Source organism: Arthrobacter sp. 01L42 (genome assembly GCF_056400005.1).
This window is the reverse complement of the sequence record NZ_JBFTSL010000023.1, coordinates 43,884-63,555: the sequence shown is the minus strand read 5'-3', so window position 1 is coordinate 63,555 and position 19,672 is coordinate 43,884. Positions and strand designations below refer to the sequence as shown.

18 protein-coding genes are annotated in these 19,672 nt (G+C 68.0%); 6 read left to right on the top strand and 12 right to left on the bottom strand.

Features of this window, described 5'->3' with window-relative positions; genetic code table 11:
- Position 1 precedes the first annotated feature (1 nt).
- The 6 genes from AC1DN2_RS18270 to AC1DN2_RS18245 form a co-directional block, all read right to left on the bottom strand.
- Positions 2-358, bottom strand: coding sequence for a nuclear transport factor 2 family protein (locus tag AC1DN2_RS18270; protein ID WP_028277562.1), 357 nt, complete (start codon positions 356-358; stop codon positions 2-4).
- A gap of 81 nt (positions 359-439) precedes the next feature.
- The gene (locus AC1DN2_RS18265) at positions 440-1,489 is read right to left on the bottom strand and encodes a hypothetical protein (RefSeq protein WP_476851448.1); all 1,050 of its coding nucleotides are present in this window, start codon (positions 1,487-1,489) and stop codon (positions 440-442) included.
- A 33-nt stretch (positions 1,490-1,522) separates the two neighbouring features.
- Positions 1,523-2,023, bottom strand: a complete 501-nt coding sequence (locus AC1DN2_RS18260) for a DUF456 domain-containing protein (RefSeq protein WP_230007333.1) — start codon at positions 2,021-2,023, stop codon at positions 1,523-1,525.
- 177 nt (positions 2,024-2,200) lie between these two features.
- Positions 2,201-3,394, bottom strand: coding sequence for an NAD(P)-dependent malic enzyme (locus AC1DN2_RS18255; protein WP_374208206.1), 1,194 nt, complete (start codon positions 3,392-3,394; stop codon positions 2,201-2,203).
- Between the two features lie 302 nt (positions 3,395-3,696).
- On the bottom strand, positions 3,697-4,284 hold the full coding sequence (locus tag AC1DN2_RS18250; RefSeq protein ID WP_223914962.1) for a TetR/AcrR family transcriptional regulator: 588 nt from the start codon (positions 4,282-4,284) through the stop codon (positions 3,697-3,699).
- Positions 4,285-4,435: 151 nt separating this feature from the next.
- Complete coding sequence (locus AC1DN2_RS18245; RefSeq protein WP_476851447.1) at positions 4,436-5,701, bottom strand: MFS transporter; 1,266 nt, start codon at positions 5,699-5,701, stop codon at positions 4,436-4,438.
- Positions 5,702-5,855: 154 nt separating this feature from the next.
- Between AC1DN2_RS18245 and rraA the strand changes: the two genes are divergently transcribed.
- From rraA to AC1DN2_RS18230, 3 genes are all read left to right on the top strand, one after another.
- On the top strand, positions 5,856-6,332 hold the full coding sequence (gene rraA, locus AC1DN2_RS18240) for a ribonuclease E activity regulator RraA (protein WP_223914960.1): 477 nt from the start codon (positions 5,856-5,858) through the stop codon (positions 6,330-6,332).
- 102 nt (positions 6,333-6,434) lie between these two features.
- Positions 6,435-8,093, top strand: coding sequence for an MDR family MFS transporter (locus AC1DN2_RS18235; protein WP_476851446.1), 1,659 nt, complete (start codon positions 6,435-6,437; stop codon positions 8,091-8,093).
- A 201-nt stretch (positions 8,094-8,294) separates the two neighbouring features.
- Positions 8,295-9,770 (top strand): sugar porter family MFS transporter, encoded by a 1,476-nt coding sequence (locus tag AC1DN2_RS18230; RefSeq protein ID WP_223914958.1) that lies wholly within the window; start codon positions 8,295-8,297, stop codon positions 9,768-9,770.
- A 119-nt stretch (positions 9,771-9,889) separates the two neighbouring features.
- Here the strand turns inward: AC1DN2_RS18230 and AC1DN2_RS18225 are convergent, their stop codons facing one another.
- The 5 genes from AC1DN2_RS18225 to AC1DN2_RS18205 form a co-directional block, all read right to left on the bottom strand.
- Positions 9,890-11,116, bottom strand: coding sequence for an MFS transporter (locus AC1DN2_RS18225; RefSeq protein ID WP_028277571.1), 1,227 nt, complete (start codon positions 11,114-11,116; stop codon positions 9,890-9,892).
- 38 nt (positions 11,117-11,154) lie between these two features.
- Positions 11,155-11,619, bottom strand: a complete 465-nt coding sequence (locus AC1DN2_RS18220) for a MarR family winged helix-turn-helix transcriptional regulator (RefSeq protein ID WP_223914957.1) — start codon at positions 11,617-11,619, stop codon at positions 11,155-11,157.
- A gap of 182 nt (positions 11,620-11,801) precedes the next feature.
- On the bottom strand, positions 11,802-12,950 hold the full coding sequence (locus tag AC1DN2_RS18215) for a mannitol-1-phosphate 5-dehydrogenase (RefSeq protein ID WP_476851445.1): 1,149 nt from the start codon (positions 12,948-12,950) through the stop codon (positions 11,802-11,804).
- Positions 12,950-14,920, bottom strand: a complete 1,971-nt coding sequence (locus tag AC1DN2_RS18210; protein WP_476851444.1) for a PTS mannitol transporter subunit IICBA — start codon at positions 14,918-14,920, stop codon at positions 12,950-12,952. Before AC1DN2_RS18210 ends, AC1DN2_RS18215 begins: the two co-directional genes overlap by 1 nt.
- A gap of 58 nt (positions 14,921-14,978) precedes the next feature.
- Positions 14,979-15,707 carry a TetR/AcrR family transcriptional regulator gene (locus tag AC1DN2_RS18205; RefSeq protein ID WP_028277575.1) on the bottom strand — a complete coding sequence of 243 codons (729 nt, stop codon included), beginning with the start codon at positions 15,705-15,707 and terminating at the stop codon, positions 14,979-14,981.
- 184 nt (positions 15,708-15,891) lie between these two features.
- Here AC1DN2_RS18205 and ptsP point away from each other — a divergent pair, with 184 nt between their 5' ends.
- From ptsP to AC1DN2_RS18190, 3 genes are all read left to right on the top strand, one after another.
- Positions 15,892-17,577 carry a phosphoenolpyruvate--protein phosphotransferase gene (gene ptsP / locus AC1DN2_RS18200; RefSeq protein ID WP_476851443.1) on the top strand — a complete coding sequence of 562 codons (1,686 nt, stop codon included), beginning with the start codon at positions 15,892-15,894 and terminating at the stop codon, positions 17,575-17,577.
- Between the two features lie 22 nt (positions 17,578-17,599).
- On the top strand, positions 17,600-18,022 hold the full coding sequence (locus AC1DN2_RS18195; protein ID WP_230006917.1) for a helix-turn-helix domain-containing protein: 423 nt from the start codon (positions 17,600-17,602) through the stop codon (positions 18,020-18,022).
- 74 nt (positions 18,023-18,096) lie between these two features.
- Positions 18,097-18,384, top strand: coding sequence for a hypothetical protein (locus AC1DN2_RS18190; protein WP_476851442.1), 288 nt, complete (start codon positions 18,097-18,099; stop codon positions 18,382-18,384).
- A gap of 8 nt (positions 18,385-18,392) precedes the next feature.
- Here AC1DN2_RS18190 and AC1DN2_RS18185 read toward each other — a convergent pair whose 3' ends face one another.
- The gene (locus AC1DN2_RS18185; protein ID WP_223914951.1) at positions 18,393-19,613 is read right to left on the bottom strand and encodes a PucR family transcriptional regulator; all 1,221 of its coding nucleotides are present in this window, start codon (positions 19,611-19,613) and stop codon (positions 18,393-18,395) included.
- Between the last annotated feature and the right edge of the window lie 59 nt (positions 19,614-19,672).

Below are 19,672 nucleotides of genomic sequence, written 5' to 3'. Positions count from 1 at the left end.
GCTACTTGCGCTGCATGTACCACTCGGTGAAGGACGACGCGCGGCCGTCCGCGGTCAGTTGGATGACCCACAAGTTGTCATAGCTCCGGCTGTTGCCGCGGTACGTCGTCAGGCCCTGCACAAACGCCCGGCCGCCGTCGACCCCCAGCAGCTTCCATTCAAACATCCAGTCATCCGGCTCATCACGCCCGGCAAGCCAGTGCTCCACGATATCGTCCCGGCCCTGCCACGGTTCGGCTTCCTGGGGGCTGGTCGCATAAATGGCGTCCTCGGTAAACAGCGCCCGGATGTCCTCCGGATCGTTCGTCGTCCACGCTGTGATGTAGTGCTGCATCCAGCGCTCCACCGCATCTCTCATGCCTCGTTTGTACTCCCCGCCCCAGGGGCCCGCAAGAGTAGTGGATACGTGGATTTGGCCGCGATCGGGCGTGGAAGCCCGTCAGTCGTCGTCAGCGCGCCCGTACTCGCGGTCCCAGAGTTCGTGCATTTCGGCGTCTTTGCGGATGGCTTTCACGGCCTCCAGCTGTGCCGGTTTGTGGCGCTGCCAGTCCCGGCCGCCGAGGGTCTTGCGGCCCGCCTCGAGGAGGAGCAGGGCGGTGTCCGTCAGCGCGTCGCTGCGGAGGGTGAAGTCAGTCTTCCTGCGCCGCAGGACTTCCTGCAGGGCCGAACGGGAAGCGGTGTAGGCGCCGAGCCTGCGCAGCGACCGGGCACGCACCAGCAGCAGCGCCGCGGACAGATCGTCCGCGTTCAGCAGGCCCTCGGTCTCTGCCACCACGTCGACGTCGCGTCCCAGCTCGGCCTCCAGCGAACAGCGCGCCAGGGCGAGCGGCAACGACGGCGGCTGGCCGGCCAGCGCCGCCAGCGCCGCCTCCGTCTGGCCGGTCTCGCGCAGGGAATGGGACAGCGCCAGGAACACGGCCTCCTCGGAGAAGAGCACCGGAACCTCAATCCGCTCGGCCACCTCCACCCTGGTGACCACGCCGGCCAGGTATTCGCCGGCGTAGCGGTTGGCGTCCTCGTCGTTCCGCAGTCTCAGGCCGTGCTGCAGGAGTTCGGACGCGCGCAGGTGCCCGCCGTGGGCGTACGCCAGCAGCCCGGCCATGAGGTAGCACACCCCCGCCCAGCCGGGGTAGGAGCGGGCCAGGGTTATCAGGCGGTCAGGATCGGTGCTGCCGAAGACGGCGGAGTGCACGGCTTTCATCCTCTTGGCGGAGGTCCGGCCCCCTACCCTGCCCAGCCGGGGCACCCCGCCTTCGGCGGCCAGCGTCCCGGGTGCCCGGCCCGCCATGAGTCCGGCCACCGCGCCGCCCACGGTGCCGGCCAGGCCGCGGACGGGTGTCCGGACCACTACCTTGCGGAAGGGCGTCAGGTCGCGGGTGTCCGTGTACGGCCTACGCTGGCCGTCGGGACTTTCGCCGTCAGCAAGCTGGCCAGCGGGAATGCGGCCGTCAGGAATTTGGGGGGCGGATTCGCCAAGTCCGGCGCTCATTCCCCCATGGTAGTAGGCTCCGGCAGGCCGCTGCTAGGCCGCCGAGGCCACCCAGAGGCCGATCACCCAGGTGCTCGCGGCGAGGCACGCGAGGCCGAATTCCACGATCATGCCCAGGCCCGTGGCCTTCAGCGCGGCCCAGCTCGAGGCCACTGCGGTGCCGAACACGCGGGTGCGCTGCAGCTCGCTGAGCAGGAGCCCGGCGGCGAAGCCCACAAAGAGCCCCACCACGGGGATGACGAACATGCCGGCCACGCCCAGCACGAGGCCCACCACCACGGAACGGCTCGGGATGCTGTGCTGCTTGAGCTTCCGGCCGGTAAGGACGGTGCTCGCGGCCAGGCCGGCCAGAACGAAAAGCATCCCGATCCCGAAGACCACCCAACCGGTGGTCCCGGCGCCGCCCCACAATGCCCAGGCAAGCAGGCTCGCCCCGATCAGGATGCTGCCGGGCAGAACGGGAATGATCGTCCCGGCAACGCCCACCACGATGGCGAGGCCGCAGAGCACTGTCACGACAATCTCGGGGTTCATGGCCCCAGTCTATGGCCGGGCCCGGGGCTGCCGTTGACGGCCCCGGGCCCGGAATGCCGGCGCCTAACTTCCGGACGGAGGGCTGGTTGATTCCCGCCGAACGACAGCGGCGGCGCTCCCCCTCAGGGAAGCGCCGCCGTCGTCGTCCGGTGTCGGATGCCTTCTGACGCGGTCCTGCTACTCGGCGGCCACCGCCGCGGCGACTGCGGCGGAGACGGCCGGGGCCACGCGCGGATCCAGCGGGCTGGGCACGATGTAGTCCGCGGAAAGGTCGTCCTCGGCCAGTTCCGCGATGGCCCGGGCTGCGGCGAGCTTCATGGCCGGCGTGATCCGGCGGGCGCCGGCGTCGAGGGCGCCGCGGAAGATGCCGGGGAAGGCCAGGACATTGTTGATCTGGTTCGGGAAGTCGCTGCGTCCGGTGGCGACGACGGCCGCGTACTTGCTCGCGACCTCCGGCAGGACTTCCGGGTCCGGGTTCGACAGGGCGAACACGATCGAGCTGTGGTTCATCAGCTTGAGGTGCTCCTCGTCCAGCTTCGAAGAGGAGACCCCGACGAACACGTCGGCGCCGAGCAGCGCCTCCCCCGGGCCGCCTGTCACGCCACGAGGGTTGCTGCGGGCGGCGAGCTGGGCCTTCTTGCTGGCCGGATCGGCGGCGATGTCCGCGCGGTCCTTGTTGATGGTGCCGCGGGAGTCCAGGAGGACGACGTCGCCGATTCCGGCCGTCAGCAGGATTTCGGCGACCGCGATCCCGGCGGCCCCGGCGCCGGAGACCACCACACGCAGGCTGTCGAGGGTCCGGCCGGTCACCTTGGCGGCGTTGGTCAGGGCGGCGAGGACGACGACGGCGGTGCCGTGCTGGTCATCGTGCATGACCGGGCAGTCCAGCGCCTCGATGAGTTTCTCCTCTAGTTCGAAGCAGCGGGGCGCGGCGATGTCCTCAAGGTTGACGGCGCCGAAACTGGGGCGCAGCCGGACAAGTGTCTCGATGATTTCGTCGACGTCGGTGGTGTTGAGGACCAGCGGGATGGAGTCGAGTTCGCCGAAGGCCTTGAACAGCGCGGACTTGCCCTCCATCACGGGCAGCGAGGCGCTGGCGCCAATGTTGCCCAGCCCCAGCACGGCCGTGCCGTCGCTGACCACCACCACGAGGCGCTGGGCCCACGTGAGCGTCTTGGCGAGCTCCGGGTTGGCGTGGATGGCGCGGCTGACCTGGGCGACACCGGGCGTGTAGGCGATGGAGAGGTCGCGCTTGCTGGCAAGCGGGACGGTGCTGGAAATCGACAGCTTGCCGCCCTCGTGGGATGCGAAGATTTCCTCGTCGCTGAGCACGGCTACTGGCTCAGCCGGGGAGGTGGAATCGGCGGGAATGATCGTTTCAGTGGACACGTCGTTGTCTCCTGGGGCTCACCGTGGGCGCACGGCTCATGGAAGCTCAAGCAAGGATGCTCAAGTTGGTCTGGCAGGGGCGGCGGCGACCAGAGGTGGCGGTCGCCGGTGTTTCCCCGATTTGCCGGCATCAGCCGGCTCCGGTCCAGCAATGGTAAACAGGGCATCGCGCCCGTTACGCCCGCGGGGAGCGTTACCCACCCGTGGTGAAACGTTTCTTCTCCAGAATATGTGACCCGGATCACGCGCGGGAGGGCATATTCCCGGCCGCTGGTCTAGACCAGTTACGCGGCCTGCGGGGTCCGCTGCAGGAGGGAACAGGCCTTCTTCAGGTCCTCCTCCGCTTCGAAGAGGGACAGCCGGCGGCAGCGGACGGCCTGGACCAGGCCCGTAACCGTCAGCAGCAGGACCCGGGCCACGGCCGGGTCGCCGCACGCCGCCGTGACTGCCTTCTCGGCCGTCGCATCGATCTCGCGCAGCAGCCGCGTTGTGTCGTTGTCCTTGACGTAGACCGCCCGGTTGAGGGACTGCTCCACGGCGGGCTGCATCAGGCGCATGTGGAAGATCTCCATCACCACTCCCGCGAGGGCCTGGGCCGCGACCTTGCCGGCCGCCGGCGAGCTCCCCGCGAGCAGTTCGCCCAGTTGCTTGCGGTACAGCGCCAGGACCAGCTGGGTGGCCGAGGGGAAGTAGCGGTACAGCGTCCCCAGTGGCACGTCCGCCTTGGCCGCCACCTCGGACAGGACCACGGAGTCCAGGCCCTTGCGGGCAAACCCCGCGGCGACATCTAGGATCCGCACGTAACGGAGCCGCTGCCGGGGCAGAGTGGGTGGAGGGGCCATCGGTGGAAGATCTGAGTGAAAATCAGGCATCAGCAGCGTTCCGGGGGTCGTTTTTCTCGGCAGCCGGGCGCGATCCGCCCACCGCGCTGCCGCGGCAATTGCCGTCCACTATACGCCACGAATCCGGGCGCCCGGCGAGGAGACCGGGGCTCCGAGGCCCCCTGCACGGAACGCGGGCGGCTCAGTCCACGCCCTTGATCTTCACCACGAACACGGCCCCCAGAAGCCCAATCACGGCGGCCGCCACGTACAGCGCCACATAGCCGCCCCAGAAGGCAACAAAGGGGTACGCGATCAGCGGGGCGAGCACTTGCGGCAGCGAGTTGGCAATGTTGATGACGCCAAGATCCCTGCCCCGGTTCAGGGCCGTGGGCAGCACCTGGGTAATGAGGGCAAAATCCACCGCCAGATAGCAGCCGAAGCCGATGCCGAGCACGGACGCGCCGACCAGCGCACCCGGCCAGGTGGGCGCGAACGCAAGAATGAGGGAGGCTGCGGCGATCACGGCGGAAGAGATGATGACCAGCGGCTTCCGGCGGCCCAGGCGGTCGCTCAGCCGGCCGCCGACCACGCTGGTGATGATCACCATGACCGCATACAGGCCTGTGAGGATCAGGACGCCAAACTCGGGCTCGATACCCTGGGTTTCGCGGACGCGGACGGCGTCGTTGAGGAAAAACAGCAGGTAGAGGGTGATCATATGGTTGCCGATGTTCACCAGGAGCCGTGTCAGCCAGGCCCAGGCAAAATCCGGATGGCGGGCCGGGGAAATCCAAAAACCCCGCACAAAGCCGCCCAGACTGAACGGCGGACGGGCCTGCGCAGGCAGCGGAACGTCGTCGTTCTTGAAGTAATAGAGCACGACGCCGGCGAGCAGCGCCACCGCGCAGACAACATACCCCGCGGCGAAGTTTCCGGCGACGGCGGCGGCGATCACCGCCCCTGCCAGGATTCCCGCTGTCTGGCCCATGGCGGCAAGGCCGCCGACGGTGCCGCGCTGGGGTACCGGCACGCGGTCCGGGATGGCCGCCGTGATGGCCGCATAGGCGCCGTTGCAGCCGGCCTGGACGAGGCACCAGAGCAGCGTCATTGCGGCAACGCCCGGGGCGCCGGCCAGCGCGATCAGGGCCGCGGCACCCAGGACGGCACCGAAGAGCACCCACGGCACCCGCCGCCCCCGGCGCGCGGTGGTCCGGTCGCTGAAGGCGCCGAAGAGGGGGTTGGCCACCAGGGACACGGCCGCGCCCGCACCCGTCACGAGGGCGAGGATGGCTTCCTTGTCCGGTTCGCTGAAGGCTGCCGCCTGTTGGCCGAGGAGCACCTGGAGCGGGCCGAAGAATGCCGCGTTGATGCCGACGTTGACCAGCACCACCCCTGCCGTCCAGACAGGCCGGACGCGGCGTTCGGGTTCGGCGAGCGCCGGCGCGGTGGTATCGGACATGCTCATGGCTCCCCCTGGAACTGATGATCAGGCATATGTATCAGTGCGCAGCCAGACTACCGGGACTCCGCAGATCTGGGCGCAATGTGCGAGTCTCGGTCATGAAACACGCTGCCAACCCGCTCTGCCACGCCATCCGGTTAACACTCAAGGAGTCACTGTGAACGCTTCCGCCCTGAATACCGCAGACCTTTACGACGAGCGCGGCGGGGAGCTGGAATCCGTCTCGGTGCAGTTCCAGTCCCTGGGCGGGCACACGCATTTCAGCGGGCCGGTCCGGACTATCCGCTGCTTTGAGGACAACGCGCTGGTCAAGTCCGTGCTGGCCGCTCCCGGCCACGGCTCCGTCCTGGTGGTCGACGGCGCCGGTTCCCTTCGCACCGCACTGATGGGGGACATGATCGCGGCGAGCGCCGTCGCGAACGGCTGGGCCGGCGTCGTTATCAACGGTGCCATCCGGGACCGGCTCGCCATCGCGGGGCTGCCGCTCGGGGTTAAGGCACTGGGCAGCAACCCGCGCAAGAGCGCCAAGGACGGCGCCGGGGCAATCGACGTGCCCCTGGAAATCGACGGCGTGGCCATCCGCCCCGGCGTGATGATCTGGTGCGATCCGGACGGGATCCTGGTCGAACGCTAAGGACTTTCTTCTCCCCGAGGTAGTGGCAGGAACAATTCAGCCAGTAACATAGTTACTGAAAGCAACTATCCGCTTAATCCCCCACTTCACCTTGGAGCAGTCATGTCCAAAACCACCTCCGTGCGCGCCGCGGGAGAGGTCCTGACCCACCGTCAGACCATCACCGTCATGGTGGGACTCATGCTCGGCATGTTCCTGTCTTCGCTGGACCAGACGATCGTGTCCACCTCGATCTACACGATCGCCAACGACCTCGACGGCCTCTCCCTGCAGGCCTGGGCCACCACCGCCTACCTCATCACCTCCACGGTGAGCACGCCGCTCTACGGCAAGCTCAGTGACATCTTCGGGCGCCGCCCGCTGTATCTCATCGCCATCGTGATCTTCCTCGCCGGTTCGCTCTACGCCGGCTCGGTCCACTCGATGACCGAGCTCGCTATTGCCCGCGGCATCCAGGGCATGGGCGCCGGCGGCCTCCTGGCCCTCGCCCTGACAATCATCGGCGACATCGTGCCGCTCAAGGACCGGGCCAAGTACCAGGGCTACTTCATGTCGGTCTTCGGCATCTCCTCCGTCCTGGGCCCGGTTATCGGCGGCGCCTTCGCGGGCACCGAAACCATCCTCGGGATCGACGGCTGGCGCTGGGTGTTCCTGATCAACATCCCGATCGGTCTCGCGGCCCTCACGGTGGTCTTCATGTACCTGCACCTCCCCGCCAAGCACGTGAAGCAGAAGATCGACTACTGGGGCGCCGCGGCCATCACGCTGGCCATTGTGCCGCTCCTCCTCGTGGCCGAACAGGGCCGCACCTGGGGCTGGAGCTCCGCGAACTCCTACCTCTGCTACGCACTCGGCGTCGTGGGCATCATCGCGTTCCTGCTGGCCGAACGGCACGCCGCCGACTACGCGCTGATCCCGCTCCGGCTGTTCCAGAACATCACCTTCGGCCTGTCCTCGCTGCTGAACTTCATCATCGGCATCGGCATGTTCGGCGCCATCGCGATGCTGCCCATGTACCTGCAGCTGGTCAAGGGCCTGACCCCCACCGAGGCCGGCCTCATGATGATCACTTTCACCGTGGGCATCCTCACCGGCTCCATCACAGCGGGCCGGACCATCTCGGCCTCGGGCACCTACCGGATCTTCCCGATCCTTGGCACCGCAACGCTGACGGCGGCCGCCGTCGTCATGGGCCTCTCCCTCGGCGTGGACACCCCGCTGTGGGTCCCCGGCGCCATCGCCGTGTTCTTCGGCCTGGGACTGGGCTTCTGCATGCAGCCCCTGACGCTGGCCATGCAGGTCTCCGTGCCCTCGAAGGACATGGGCGTGGGCACTTCCTCCGCCGCGTTCTTCCGTTCCATGGGCGGCGCGGTTGGCACGGCAGTGTTCATCTCGATGCTTTTCAGCCTCGCGGCGGACAAGATCGCCACGGGCATGAAGGACGCCGCGCAGAATGCTGACTACCTCAAGGTGCTCAAGGATCCGGCCGTGGCCGCCGACCCGGCCAACGCCCAGCTCTACGACTTCTTCAAGAACGGCGCCAGCAACGACTCGCTCAACGACACCAGCTGGCTGCACACGGCCAACTCGACGCTCACCCGTCCCATCGTCGAGGGCTTCGCGCAGTCGATCGACGCGGTCATGCTCACGGCCGCCGTGCTCACCGGCATCGCCTTCCTGATCACGTTCGCCCTGCCGAACAAGAAACTCACGGACCCGAAGGCGGTTGCCCGGGAGGGCGCCGTGGCCGCCGCCCACTAGGCGGTCCCGAGGTCTGGAACACGACGACGGCCGGCAGTCTTGTGGACTGCCGGCCGTCGTCGTCTGTCCTCAGCCGCAGCAGCGGCAAAGTGTATGTTTCGTCTCACTTTCCAGTGGTTGTGACAGGGGGCACGCGGGGGCGGGTGTAAGACTGGGTAGTTGCGGCGAAGGCCGTGGACCGCGAACTGCCAAGGGAGCCGTATGACCACCACCCATGACCAGACCGCCGCCAAGATCCCAAAAAGGGTCATTTGGCTGGCCGTAGCGGGCGCCGTCGGCGGCTTCCTCTTCGGCTTTGACTCCTCCGTCGTCAACGGCGCCGTCGACGCGATCAAGGACGAGTTCGCCCTCAGCGAGGCCGTGACCGGCTTCGCCGTCGCCGTGGCCCTCCTCGGCTGCGCGGCAGGGGCCTACCTGGCCGGCAAGATCGCCGACCGCTACGGCCGGATCCCGGCCATGAAGCTGGGCGCGCTGCTGTTCCTGGTCAGCGCCATCGGCACCGGGTTCGCGTTCGGCGTCTGGGACCTGATCTTCTGGCGTCTGGTGGGCGGGCTCGGCATCGGCCTGGCCTCGGTGATCGCGCCGGCCTACATTTCCGAAATTTCCCCCCGCCACGTCCGGGGCCGCCTGGCCTCGCTGCAGCAGCTGGCGATCACCACCGGCATCTTCGCCGCCCTGCTCTCAGACGCCGTGTTCGCGACGTCGGCCGGCGGCGCGGACCAGGCCCTGTGGCTGGGTTTGGAAGCCTGGCGCTGGATGTTCATGGCCGCCGCCGTCCCCGCGGTCGTCTACGGCTGGATCGCCTTCACCCTGCCCGAATCGCCGCGGTTCCTGGTGTTCCAGGGCAAGGACGAGGAGGCCCTCAGGGTCTTCAAGTCGATCGCCCCGGACGAGGACTCGGACCGGCACCTGCGCGACATCAAGAAGGCCATCGACGAGGACAAGCTTGCCGGCCAGAAGGGATCCCTGCGCGGCAAGGCCCTGGGCCTGCAGCCGGTGGTCTGGATCGGCATCATCCTGTCCGTGCTGCAGCAGTTCGTCGGCATCAACGTGATCTTCTACTACTCCACCACGCTGTGGAAGGCCGTGGGCTTCCAGGAAAAGGATTCGCTCACCATCTCCGTGGCCACCGCCGTCACCAACATCCTGGTCACGCTCGTGGCAATCGCCCTGGTGGACCGGATCGGGCGTCGTCCGATCATGCTGGCCGGCTCCATCGGCATGGCCCTCTCGCTGGGCACCATGGCGCTGGCCTTCGGCTCGGCCACCGGGTCCGGCGACGCAATCTCGCTGCCCGGGGCGTGGGGCCCGGCGGCGCTGGTCGCCGCCAACGTGTTCGTCATCAGCTTCGGCGCCTCCTGGGGCCCGCTGGTATGGGTGCTGCTGGGGGAGATCTTCCCGTCCCGGATCCGCGCCCGGGCCCTCGGCCTGGCCGCGGCCGCGCAGTGGATCGCCAACTTCGCCATCACCCTGAGCTTCCCGGTCATGGCCGCGGCCTCCCTGCCGCTGACGTACGCCATGTACGCGCTGTTCGCGGCGGCGTCGTTCTTCTTCGTCATGTTCAAGGTCCCGGAGACCAACGGCATGTCCCTGGAGCAGGCCGAAACCCTGTTCGTACCCAAGGGATCCGCAAAGGAAGCCGCCAAGGAATCCGCGAAAGAGTCCGCCAGGGCCTGAGCCGGCGCTTCTGTGAGGCCCGCCGCGCCTTCAGCGTTCCGACAAAGAACGCCCATGCTTCCGAGGAAGCATGGGCGTTCTTTGTCACCTCAGCGGGTTCTGCACAACACCGGGCGTTGCTACACCACGTGCGGCTCGTGCGCCGCCAGGTAGCGGCGTCCGCCGAAGACGACGGCAATGGCGGCCACCATGGCCAGCGCGCCGGCGAAGAAGGGCACCTGCGGGCCGAAGTGCTCGCCCAGCTGCGCGGCGGCAAACGGTGCCAGGGCGCCGCCCATCCAGCGCACAAAGTTGTAGCCGGCCGAGGCCACCGGCCGCGGCGAGTCGGAGACGCCCATGGCCAGCTCCGTGTAGATGGTGTTGTTGATGCCCAGGAGCGCCCCGGAAATAACCACGAGGACGACGACGGCCGGCACCGAGTGCCCGGCGGCCAGGCCCAGTCCCACAAGGTCGAGCATCAGCAGGACGAGCGTGCCGGTGAGGACCCGGACCGCTCCGAAGCGGTTCTGCAGCACGGGGGCGGCAAACACTGAGAAGACCGCGACGGCCACACCCCAGCCGAAGAACACCCCGCCGATCCCGTAGGCGTCCATGCCGAGGATGAAGGGCGTGAAGGCGAGGACGGTGAAGAAGCCGTAGTTATAGAACAGGCCGCTGGCCGCCGTCGTCCGCAGCCCCTTGTGCCCCAGGGCCAGCAGCGGATCCCGGAGCCGGACTTTCCGCTCGGGCAGCGGCGTCTTGGGCAGCAGGGCAATGAGCGCGATGAACGCGGAGGCCATCAGCACGGCCGTACCGAAGAACGGGGCGCGCCACTGCCAGCCGCCCAGCAGTGCGCCCAGGAGCGGGCCGAGGGAAATGCCCAGGCCGAGCGCGGCCTCGTAAAGGATGATCGCGGTGCCGGCGCCGCCGCTTGCGACGCCGACAATCACGGCCAGCGCCGTGGCCACGAACAGGGCGTTGCCCAGCCCCCAGCCGGCGCGGAAGCCAATGAGCTCAGCCACGCTGCCGGACGTGCCGGACAGGGAGGCGAACACGACGATGACCGCCAGCCCGATCAGCAGCGTCCGCTTCCCGCCGATCCGGGAGGAGACGTAGCCGGTGATCAGCATGGCGACGGCGGTCACCAGGAAATAGCTAGTGAAGAGCAGCGACACCTGGCTCGGCGAGGCGTCCAGGTTCTTGGCGATCGCCGGCAGGATGGGGTCCACCAGCCCGATCCCCATGAAGGCGAACACCGCCGCGAGGGCCGTGGCCCACACCGCCTTGGGCTGTTTGAGCAGTGAGGCCTTCTCGGCCTCGAGGGTTACTTCCGCTGCCGGCAGGGTGTCGGCGGGCTGGCCGTGCATGGGGGCACTCCTAAGTGATTGGAATTGTTGGGTGAAGATCAGGCCAGGAGCGTCGCGTTGATCCTGCCGATGACCGGGAGGGCGGCCGCGAGGGCGGCGCGGTCTTCGCCCGAAAGGGACGAGAGGACGCCGGCCATGACGGTGTTGCGGCGCTCGTTGGCGGATGCGACGGCGGCGAGGCCGGCGTCCGTGAGGGTGACCCGGACGGCGCGGGAATCGTCGGGGTCCGGCTCGCGCCGGGCGAGGCCGGCGCGCTCGAGCTTGATGATCTGCTCGGTGGCACTGGGCACCTTGACGCCCAGGTTCCGGGCGATTTCGCCTACCCGCACGCCGCCTGCGGCGGGCCCGGCGTCCAACAGCATCTTGAGCATGCTGAGCTGGGCGGCGCTGAGTTCGCCGTCGGCGTCCAGGCGGCGGACGAGGTAGATGCTGTGGCGGAGGGCCTCGCGGAAGTCCTCGGCGAGAGCGAGGAGGCCGGGGTCAGCCGGTTCACTGGCGTTCATAGTTAGGTAGCCTAACAGTTAGGCAACCTAATGGTCAAGGACTCTCGTTGCCCTATCACTCCCGGGTGCTAAAACCGTCGGATAGCAGCCAAAAGTGATAGGGCAACGGGGGTGTGAGGGGCTTAAACACGCCGACGCCGGAACTCAGGTGAGTTCCGGCGCCGGCCCAGCTAGGGCGTTGATCAGACGACCGCCTTGGCCTCCTCGATGAGGGAGGAGACGGCGGCAAAAAGCGGGTGGTCCGCCGGCAGGCCAGTGATCTTCTCCGTGGCCTCGTCCGGCGTGGACGCGGAGAGGATTTTCGCCAGCTCCACGGCCTCGGCGTCGGCCGGATCATTGAAACGCAGGGCGGCGGCGATGGCCCCGAGCAGCGCCTCGGGGACAATTCCGCGTTCGGCCAGCTCGGCAGCGGGACCGATGAAGCGCTCGTGCCGGCTGAGTTTGCGCAGCGGCGCACGGCCCACCCGGGTGACGGTGTCCGGCAGGTGCGGGTTCGAGAAGCGGCCCAGGATTTTTTCCACGTACGCCTCCTGCTCGGCCCGGTTGAAGCCGTGCTTGGCCACCAGCAGCTCCTTGGTTTCGTCCAGGACGGCGCGTACATCGGCCGCGACGTCCTGGTCGGCCATGGCCTCGGAAATCTTGCCCAGGCCGGCCTCGAATCCGAAGTAGGCCGCCGCCGCGTGCCCCGTGTTGACGGTGAACAGCTTCCGCTCGATGTACGGTGCGAGATCGTCCACGAACGTCGCGCCCGGGACCACCGGCTCCTTCCCGGCGAACGGTGTACGGTCGATCACCCACTCATAGAACGTCTCCACCGTGACGTCCAGGCCCTGCCCGGCCTCCTGGTTCGGCACAATCCGGTCCACCGCCGTGTTGGCAAACACGGCGGCCGCGTCCAGGGCGCCCGCGGCCGGATCCCACTGGGCAATGACCTCGGACTTCAGGATGTCCGTGGCGTTGATCGCGTTCTCGCACGCCATCACCTGCAGCGGCGCCAGCCCGGCGGCACGGGCGGCAATCCCCTTGGCGATCACGGGCGCCACGAACTTCAGGATGTGCGGCCCCACGGCGGTGGTGACGATGTCCGCCGTCGCGATTTCCGCGACGACGTCGGCTTCCTGGGTGCCGGAGTTCAGCGCCCGAAAGTTGTTGACCGTACGGACAGCGGGGTTCTCTCCGACTTCGTGGACCTCGTAGCTGTCCGCGGCGGCCAGCTCGGTGATGAGGGCGTCCGCGACGTCGGCGAACACCACCTCATACCCTGCGTCGTGCAGCAGCAGGCCCACGAAGCCGCGCCCGATGTTTCCGGCTCCGAAATGAACAGCCTTCACTAGGAGTTGACCTTTCCGAACAGGGCCAGCACTTCGTCAACCGTGGTGGCCGCCTCGAGCTGGGCCACCTGGGCCTTGTTGGTGAAGACCTTGGCGATTGAGGACAGGATGTGCAGGTGTTCGTTGTTGACGCCGGCCACACCGACGACGAACTTCACTTCCTTGCCGTTCCAGTCGATGCCGTTCGGGTAGCGGATAACGGAGACCGCCGACTTCATGATGTGGTCCTTCGCGGCGTTGGTGCCGTGCGGGATGGCCAGGAAGCTGCCCATGTACGTGGAGACGGATTCCTCGCGTTCGTGCATGGCGTCCACGTAGCCGGAGTCGACGGCGCCGCGGTCCAGCAGAAGCTGCCCGGCCTCGTCGATCGCGGCGTCCCGCGTGGTCGCGTGGCCGTTGAGGACGACGCTTTCGGCCACCAGGATGCCGGCGGGACCCTGCTCGGCTTCTGCCTCGGCGGCAGCGGGGGCGGTGCCGGCGGCGGCCGCGGCAGGGGTCGTTTCCGTGGTGCCGGCTTCCGTGTTGCTGGCCTCGACCAGTTCCACGATCTCGTCGTACCGCGGGCTGTTCATGAAGTTGTCCACAGAGACATGCACGGCGCTGGCGGTCGCGGGCTTGGCCCGTTCGGTCAGGTCCTGGTGGGTGATGACGACGTCGTACGTGTCGGTGAGGTTGGCGATCGCGGAGTTGGTGACCTTGACGTCCGAGAAGCCGGCGGCCTTGATCTTGTTGCGGAGCACCGAGGCGCCCATCGCGCTGGAACCCATGCCGGCGTCGCAGGCAAAGACGATGTTCTTGATCGGGGTGGCGAGGACGGCGACGCCGCTGGCACCCACGCCCTCACCGATCAGGGCTGCGGACACCGAGCTCTTCTTGCCCTTCAGGGCCTCCATCCGGTGGGTGGCCTGATCGAGGTCGTCTTCGGCGGGCGCCTTGCTGGCTTTCAGGACCACCGAGGCGATCAGGAAGGACACCGTGGTGGCAAAGAGGACGGAGAGCGTCACGCCGACGTAGCTGTCGCGTGCCGTTGAGGCGTAGACCGCGATGATGCTGCCCGGGGCTGCCGGGGACCGGAGTCCGGCGCCGGTGACCACGAGCGTGAAGATGCCGGTCATGCCGCCGCCGATTGCGGCGAAGATCGTCATCGGCTTCATCAGGACGTACGGGAAGTAGATCTCATGGATACCGCCGACGAACTGGATCACGGCTGCGCCCGGCGCGGACGCCTTGGCCAGACCCTTGCCGAAGAATGAAAAGGCGAGCAGGATGCCGAAGCCCGGACCGGGGTTGGCTTCGAGCAGGAACAGGATGGACTTGCCCTGCTCGAGCGCCTGCTGCGTGCCCAGCGGGGTGAGGATGCCGTGGTTAACGGCGTTGTTGAGGAACAGGACCTTTGCGGGCTCGATGAAGATGCTGGTGAAGGGCAGCAGGCCGTTGGTGACCAGGAATTCGACCACGGCGCTGGCGCCATTGCTGAAGGCCTTCACGATCGGGCCGACCACCAGCATGCCCACGACCGCCATGGCAGCGGCAACGATGCCTGCCGAGAAGTTGTCGATCAGCATTTCGAAGCCGGGCTTGACACGGCCTTCCCAGATCTTGTCCAGCTTCATCATGATCCAGGCAGTGAGCGGGCCAAGGATCATGGCGCCGATGAACATGGGGATGTCGGTACCGACGATGACGCCCATGGTGGCCACCGCGCCCACCACGCCGCCGCGCACGCCGTAGACCATCCGGCCGCCGGTGTAGCCGATCAGCAGCGGGAGCATGTACGTGATCATGGGCCCGACAAGCTTGCCGAGCTCCGCATTGGGGAAGAAGCCGGCCGGGATGAAGAGCGCCGTGATGAAGCCCCAGGCGATGAAGGCGCCGATGTTGGGCATGATCATTCCGGACAGGAACGTCCCGAATTTCTGGACGTGCACGCGCATGCTGGTGCGTGGTTTCGCAACTGTCTCTGTTGCCATGTGAGTTCCTAACCGTCGTTCCCGCTGCATTGCAGGATGGTCCGATAATTTCGCCGAGCTAGCTGGTGGAGCTGTTGGAGATCCGGTGGAGCCATTCGAGGAAGAGCTTGAGTTCCGAGCTGGAGAGCTGGTCCGAGTGGGACGCCTGGAGTGCTGCGTTCAATGCGATGGCCGCCACAACCACTGAGGACTTTCCGCTGTCCACAGAACCGTTGTCCCGGGCCTGCTCGGTGGAAACCGCAAAGATCATGGCGTCGCGGGTCATGGCGGAGAGCTCGAGGTTCCGCTCCGGCACCTTTTCCGCGATCAGCATGAGGGTCATGCCCACATTGGCCGCCAGGATGGACCTGGCCGCCTCCTTGGGCGGGACGTTGAGCTGGCCGGAGACAGCCGCCTTGTTCAGCATTTCCTCCATGAGGGCCTCGGCATCGGCGACGATGGCCGGGCGGCTCTCAGGGCGGATATTGCCGAACATGACGAGGTACAGTTCCGGCTGTTTCAGCCCGAACTGGACATGGTTGTCCCACATCCTCCGGATGTCCTCCAGAGGTTGGCCAGAGGGCGCGAAGTCACGTTCGCCCGCGACATATTCGTCGAAACCTGCTGCGACGACGGCGTCGAACAGCCCTTCCTTGTCACCAAAGTGGTGGTAGAGGGTCGGTGCCGTGACACCGGCCAGCTGCGTGATCTGGCGGGTCGAGACTGCGGATCCGCCGGAGTTGGCCAGCAGCTCGGCGGCCGCACGCAGCAGCCGGGCCTTGGGTGGTAGCTGGCCATCGATACTCATAACCGCTACCCTAGCACCTATAGCAACGCTATATGAACTGCATCACATACAATTTTTCCAGGTGCCGTGACCCGCCCGCTGCCGCAGCCGTCAGCCGCAGGCGCAGATGATCAGCAGGGTCGCTGCGGCACCTGGTTTACCGGCTTAGTGGCCACTGGCCTACGACAGAAAATGAGGACCTTCAGTGCAGAACTTCCCAGGAGTAGGCGTTAGCCCCGGCCGCATCATCGGTACCGTCCGGCAGATGCCCAAACCGATCAGCGAACCGCCTGCCGGAGAGCAGCTTCCCGCCGGCGTCACGGCGGAGGACGCGACGGCGGCGCTGAAGGCCGCGGCGAAATCCGTCCACGACGAACTGAAGGCCCGGTCCGAGACCGTCTCGGGCGACGGCAAGGCCGTCCTCGAGGCCACGGCCCTCATGGCCACCGACACCATGCTGCTCAAATCCGCCGCCAAACTGATCGGCCGCGGCACCTCCGGGCAGCGGGCAATCTGGGAAGCCGGCGCCTCGGTCTCGGAGATGCTGCACAACCTGGGCGGCTACATGGCCGAGCGCGCCACGGACGTCCTGGATGTCCGCTCCCGGATCGTGGCGGAACTGCGCGGGGTCCCCGCGCCGGGCATTCCCGTGTCCCCCACCCCGTTCATCCTCATCGCCGAGGACCTGGCCCCGGCCGATACCGCCACCTTGGATCCGGAAAAGGTCCTGGCGCTGGTCACCGCCGGTGGCGGCCCGCAGTCCCACACCGCGATCATCGCCCGCTCGCTGGGTCTGCCGGCCGTGGTCGCCGCCGTCGGGGTCGACGAGCTCGCCGACGGCACCGAGGTGTACGTGGACGGTGCGGCCGGCCTCATCACCGCGAACCCGGACGAGTCCCAGCGCGCGGCCGCAGCCCACTGGGCCGCCACCGCCTCGCTGCTTGCCGCCTTCGACGGGACCGGCACGACGGCGGACGGCCACCTCGTGCCGCTCCTGGCCAACGTCGGCGGCGCCAAGGACGCCGTGGCCGCGGCCGGCCTGAACGCCCAGGGCGTGGGACTGTTCCGGACCGAGTTCTGCTTCCTGGAGCGGGACACTGAACCGACCGTGGAGGAACAGGCCGCCGCCTACCAGGGCGTCTTCGACGCCTTCCCGGGCAAGAAAGTGGTGCTCCGCACGCTCGACGCCGGCGCGGACAAGCCGCTGCCGTTCCTGACCGACGCCACCGAGCCCAACCCGGCCCTTGGCGTCCGCGGCTACCGGACCGATTTCACCACGCCGGGGGTCCTGGAGCGCCAGCTGCAGGCCATTGCCCTGGCGGAGAAGGCATCCGAGGCGGACGTCTGGGTGATGGCCCCGATGATTTCCACCGCTGAGGAGGCGGCCCGCTTTGCCTCGCTGTGCGCCGCGGCAGGGATCAAGACGCCCGGCGTCATGGTGGAGGTCCCGTCGGCGGCGCTGACGGCCGAGGCCATCCTCCGCGAGGTCGGCTTCGCCAGCCTGGGCACCAATGACCTCACCCAGTACGCCATGGCGGCCGACCGCCAGCTCGGCCCGCTGGCCGCCCTGAACACCCCCTGGCAGCCGGCCGTACTGCGGCTGGTGGGCCTGACCGTGGAAGGTTCCGCGGCCGAGGGCCACAACAAGCCGGTGGGCGTGTGCGGCGAGGCCGCGGCGGACCCTGCCCTCGCCGTCGTCCTCACGGGGCTGGGCGTCACCACGCTGTCCATGACGGCGCGTTCCATCGCGGCCGTCGCCGCCGTGCTGAAGACCGTCACCCTGGCTGAAGCCCGGGAGCTTGCCAAGCTGGCCTTGTCCGCGCCGAGCGCTACCGAGGCCCGGGCCTGGGTGCGGGCAAAAATGCCGGTCCTGGAGGACCTTGGGCTGTAGCTGCTGCCGCTAGGATGCACTCATGGCACTGATAGCCCCCCGGGTGACGGCCGGCCTCCCGGCCGAGGATGCGCAGAACCTCAGGTACGCCCTCGACGGCAGCCACGACATCACGGTGTTCGTGGACGGCACCGTCCACCGGCTGCCGCCCGCGGCGCGGGACGCCGTCGTCGATCTGCTGGACCGCTTCAGCCGCGGCGAGGCCGTGACGGTCAGCAGCGTCGAGGAAATGCTGACGACGTCCCGGGCCGCGGAGCTTGCGGGGATCTCGCACACGTATCTGCGGAACATGACCGACCGCGGCGAGATCCCGGTGGAATACCGCGGAACGCACCGCCGGATCCGGTTGGCCGACATCATGGCGTGGCTCGAAACGCAGAAGAAGAACGGTGCGGGCGCCGGGACGCCGGCCGGCCAGGATGACGAGGCTGCCAGTGCTTCATGAAGCAGTGATAAGGATCAAGCAACGATCCCGGTCCGGCGCGGAAGCACTGATATCCCGCGGGTTAAGCTTGGAATGTGGGTAAATTCAGAGGGTGGCACATCGTGGCAGGGATCGCCGCCATGCTGCTCGCTGGCATCTTCGGAACCGCCATGGGCCTGAACAACACCGCCACGTATCTGGCAAGCGGCGTCGCTTTCGTAGCGGTGTCGCTCTGGGTGGACAGCCGGATTTCCCGCCGCCGCAGTGCCGCCGGCATCGCCCGCCCCGGCCCCGGCCAGGACCTTGGCCAGGACCTTGGCCACGACGCTGGCCACGATGCGAAGCCGGCCCTCGACGCCGACCCCTCCAAGCGCGAGGGCTAAGCGCGCCGCTAGATTCTGGGCCGGCCAGCCCAGCGCCGCGCCTTGAGCCCGGCATGCAGTTCCAGCCGCACCATTCCCTTCAACGGGTCCACGCCCAGCAGCTGGCGGATCCGGCCGAGCCGGTTGTAGATGCTGCTCCGGTGCAGGTGCAGTTTGGCCGCGACTTCCTGGACCGAGCCGTCGTTGTCGTAGAACAGCTCCAGCACGGGCAGCAGCTCGTGGTTGCGGTCATGGTCCTCGAGGAGGCGGAAATACACGGAACCCGCGTCTGCCCAGGCTCCCGCGCCGCCGCCGGCCGAGGCCAGGAGCTGGTAGACGCCGGTGGCCCGGCAGTCGACGAGCTCGCCCAACTGGGGATCCACCGCCGCGGCCTGGGCCGCCTGCCGTGACTGCCGGTAGGCCTCGGCCAGTTCCCGAGGCTTGGCGAATCCCTCGGACGTGCCCAGGATGATCCGCCGGACCGTGCGCCCGGAGCGTTTGGCGAGTTCGAGTTGGTAGTGGACCAGCACCTGGGCGTGGTCGGCGCGTCCCGTGGATTCCTTGAAGAGCACCACCGCGTGGGTCTCCGTGCCGGCGCTGAACAGTGCGGCGTCCACCCCGATGGTCGCCTGCAGCGCCGCGGAGCGGTGAATGAGCGTGTCGGCGATGGGATCCGAGCCACCGGCCCAGCCATCCGCGTCCAGGACGGTCACCAGCTGCCAGGGTCCCTTGCCCTGGACCTCTTTCCAGCCCGCGACGGCCGCCGCCGCGTTGGCCTCGCCGGCGCACGCGGCCAGGAACTCCTGTTCGCGCCGGCGCCGGAACTCGGACTCGGCCGTATTGGAATCCAGCAGCAGGGTGGACAGTTGTTCCAGCTCCGGGGCCACGTCCGGCAGCTGGGCGAGGACGGTCGCGGCGCTGGGTTCCTCGGCGTCGAGCTGGACCCACAGGTACCCCACCCGGAAGCCCCGCACCAGCAGCGGCACGCACACGCGCCCGAGCATGCCGAGGTCCGCGTTGGCCGGCACGACGACCGGCCGGACCGCCGTCGCGATCCCGTGGGAGAGCTGCCACGCGATGACGTCCACGGGGACACGCTTACTGAGCAGGAAGTTCACCCGGACGCGGTCCGCATGGGATTGGTTGGAACTGTAGGCGAGGAGCAGACCGTCGAGGTCCTCGAGGGAGAGGCCGCGGCCCAGCCGCTGCGCCACCTGCTCCACGAGCTGCTCCACGTCCTGCTGCTGCATCCTGCCAGACTACTGCCCCCGCCCGCCGCACTGCGAATGCAGCCGGGACGGACACGAGC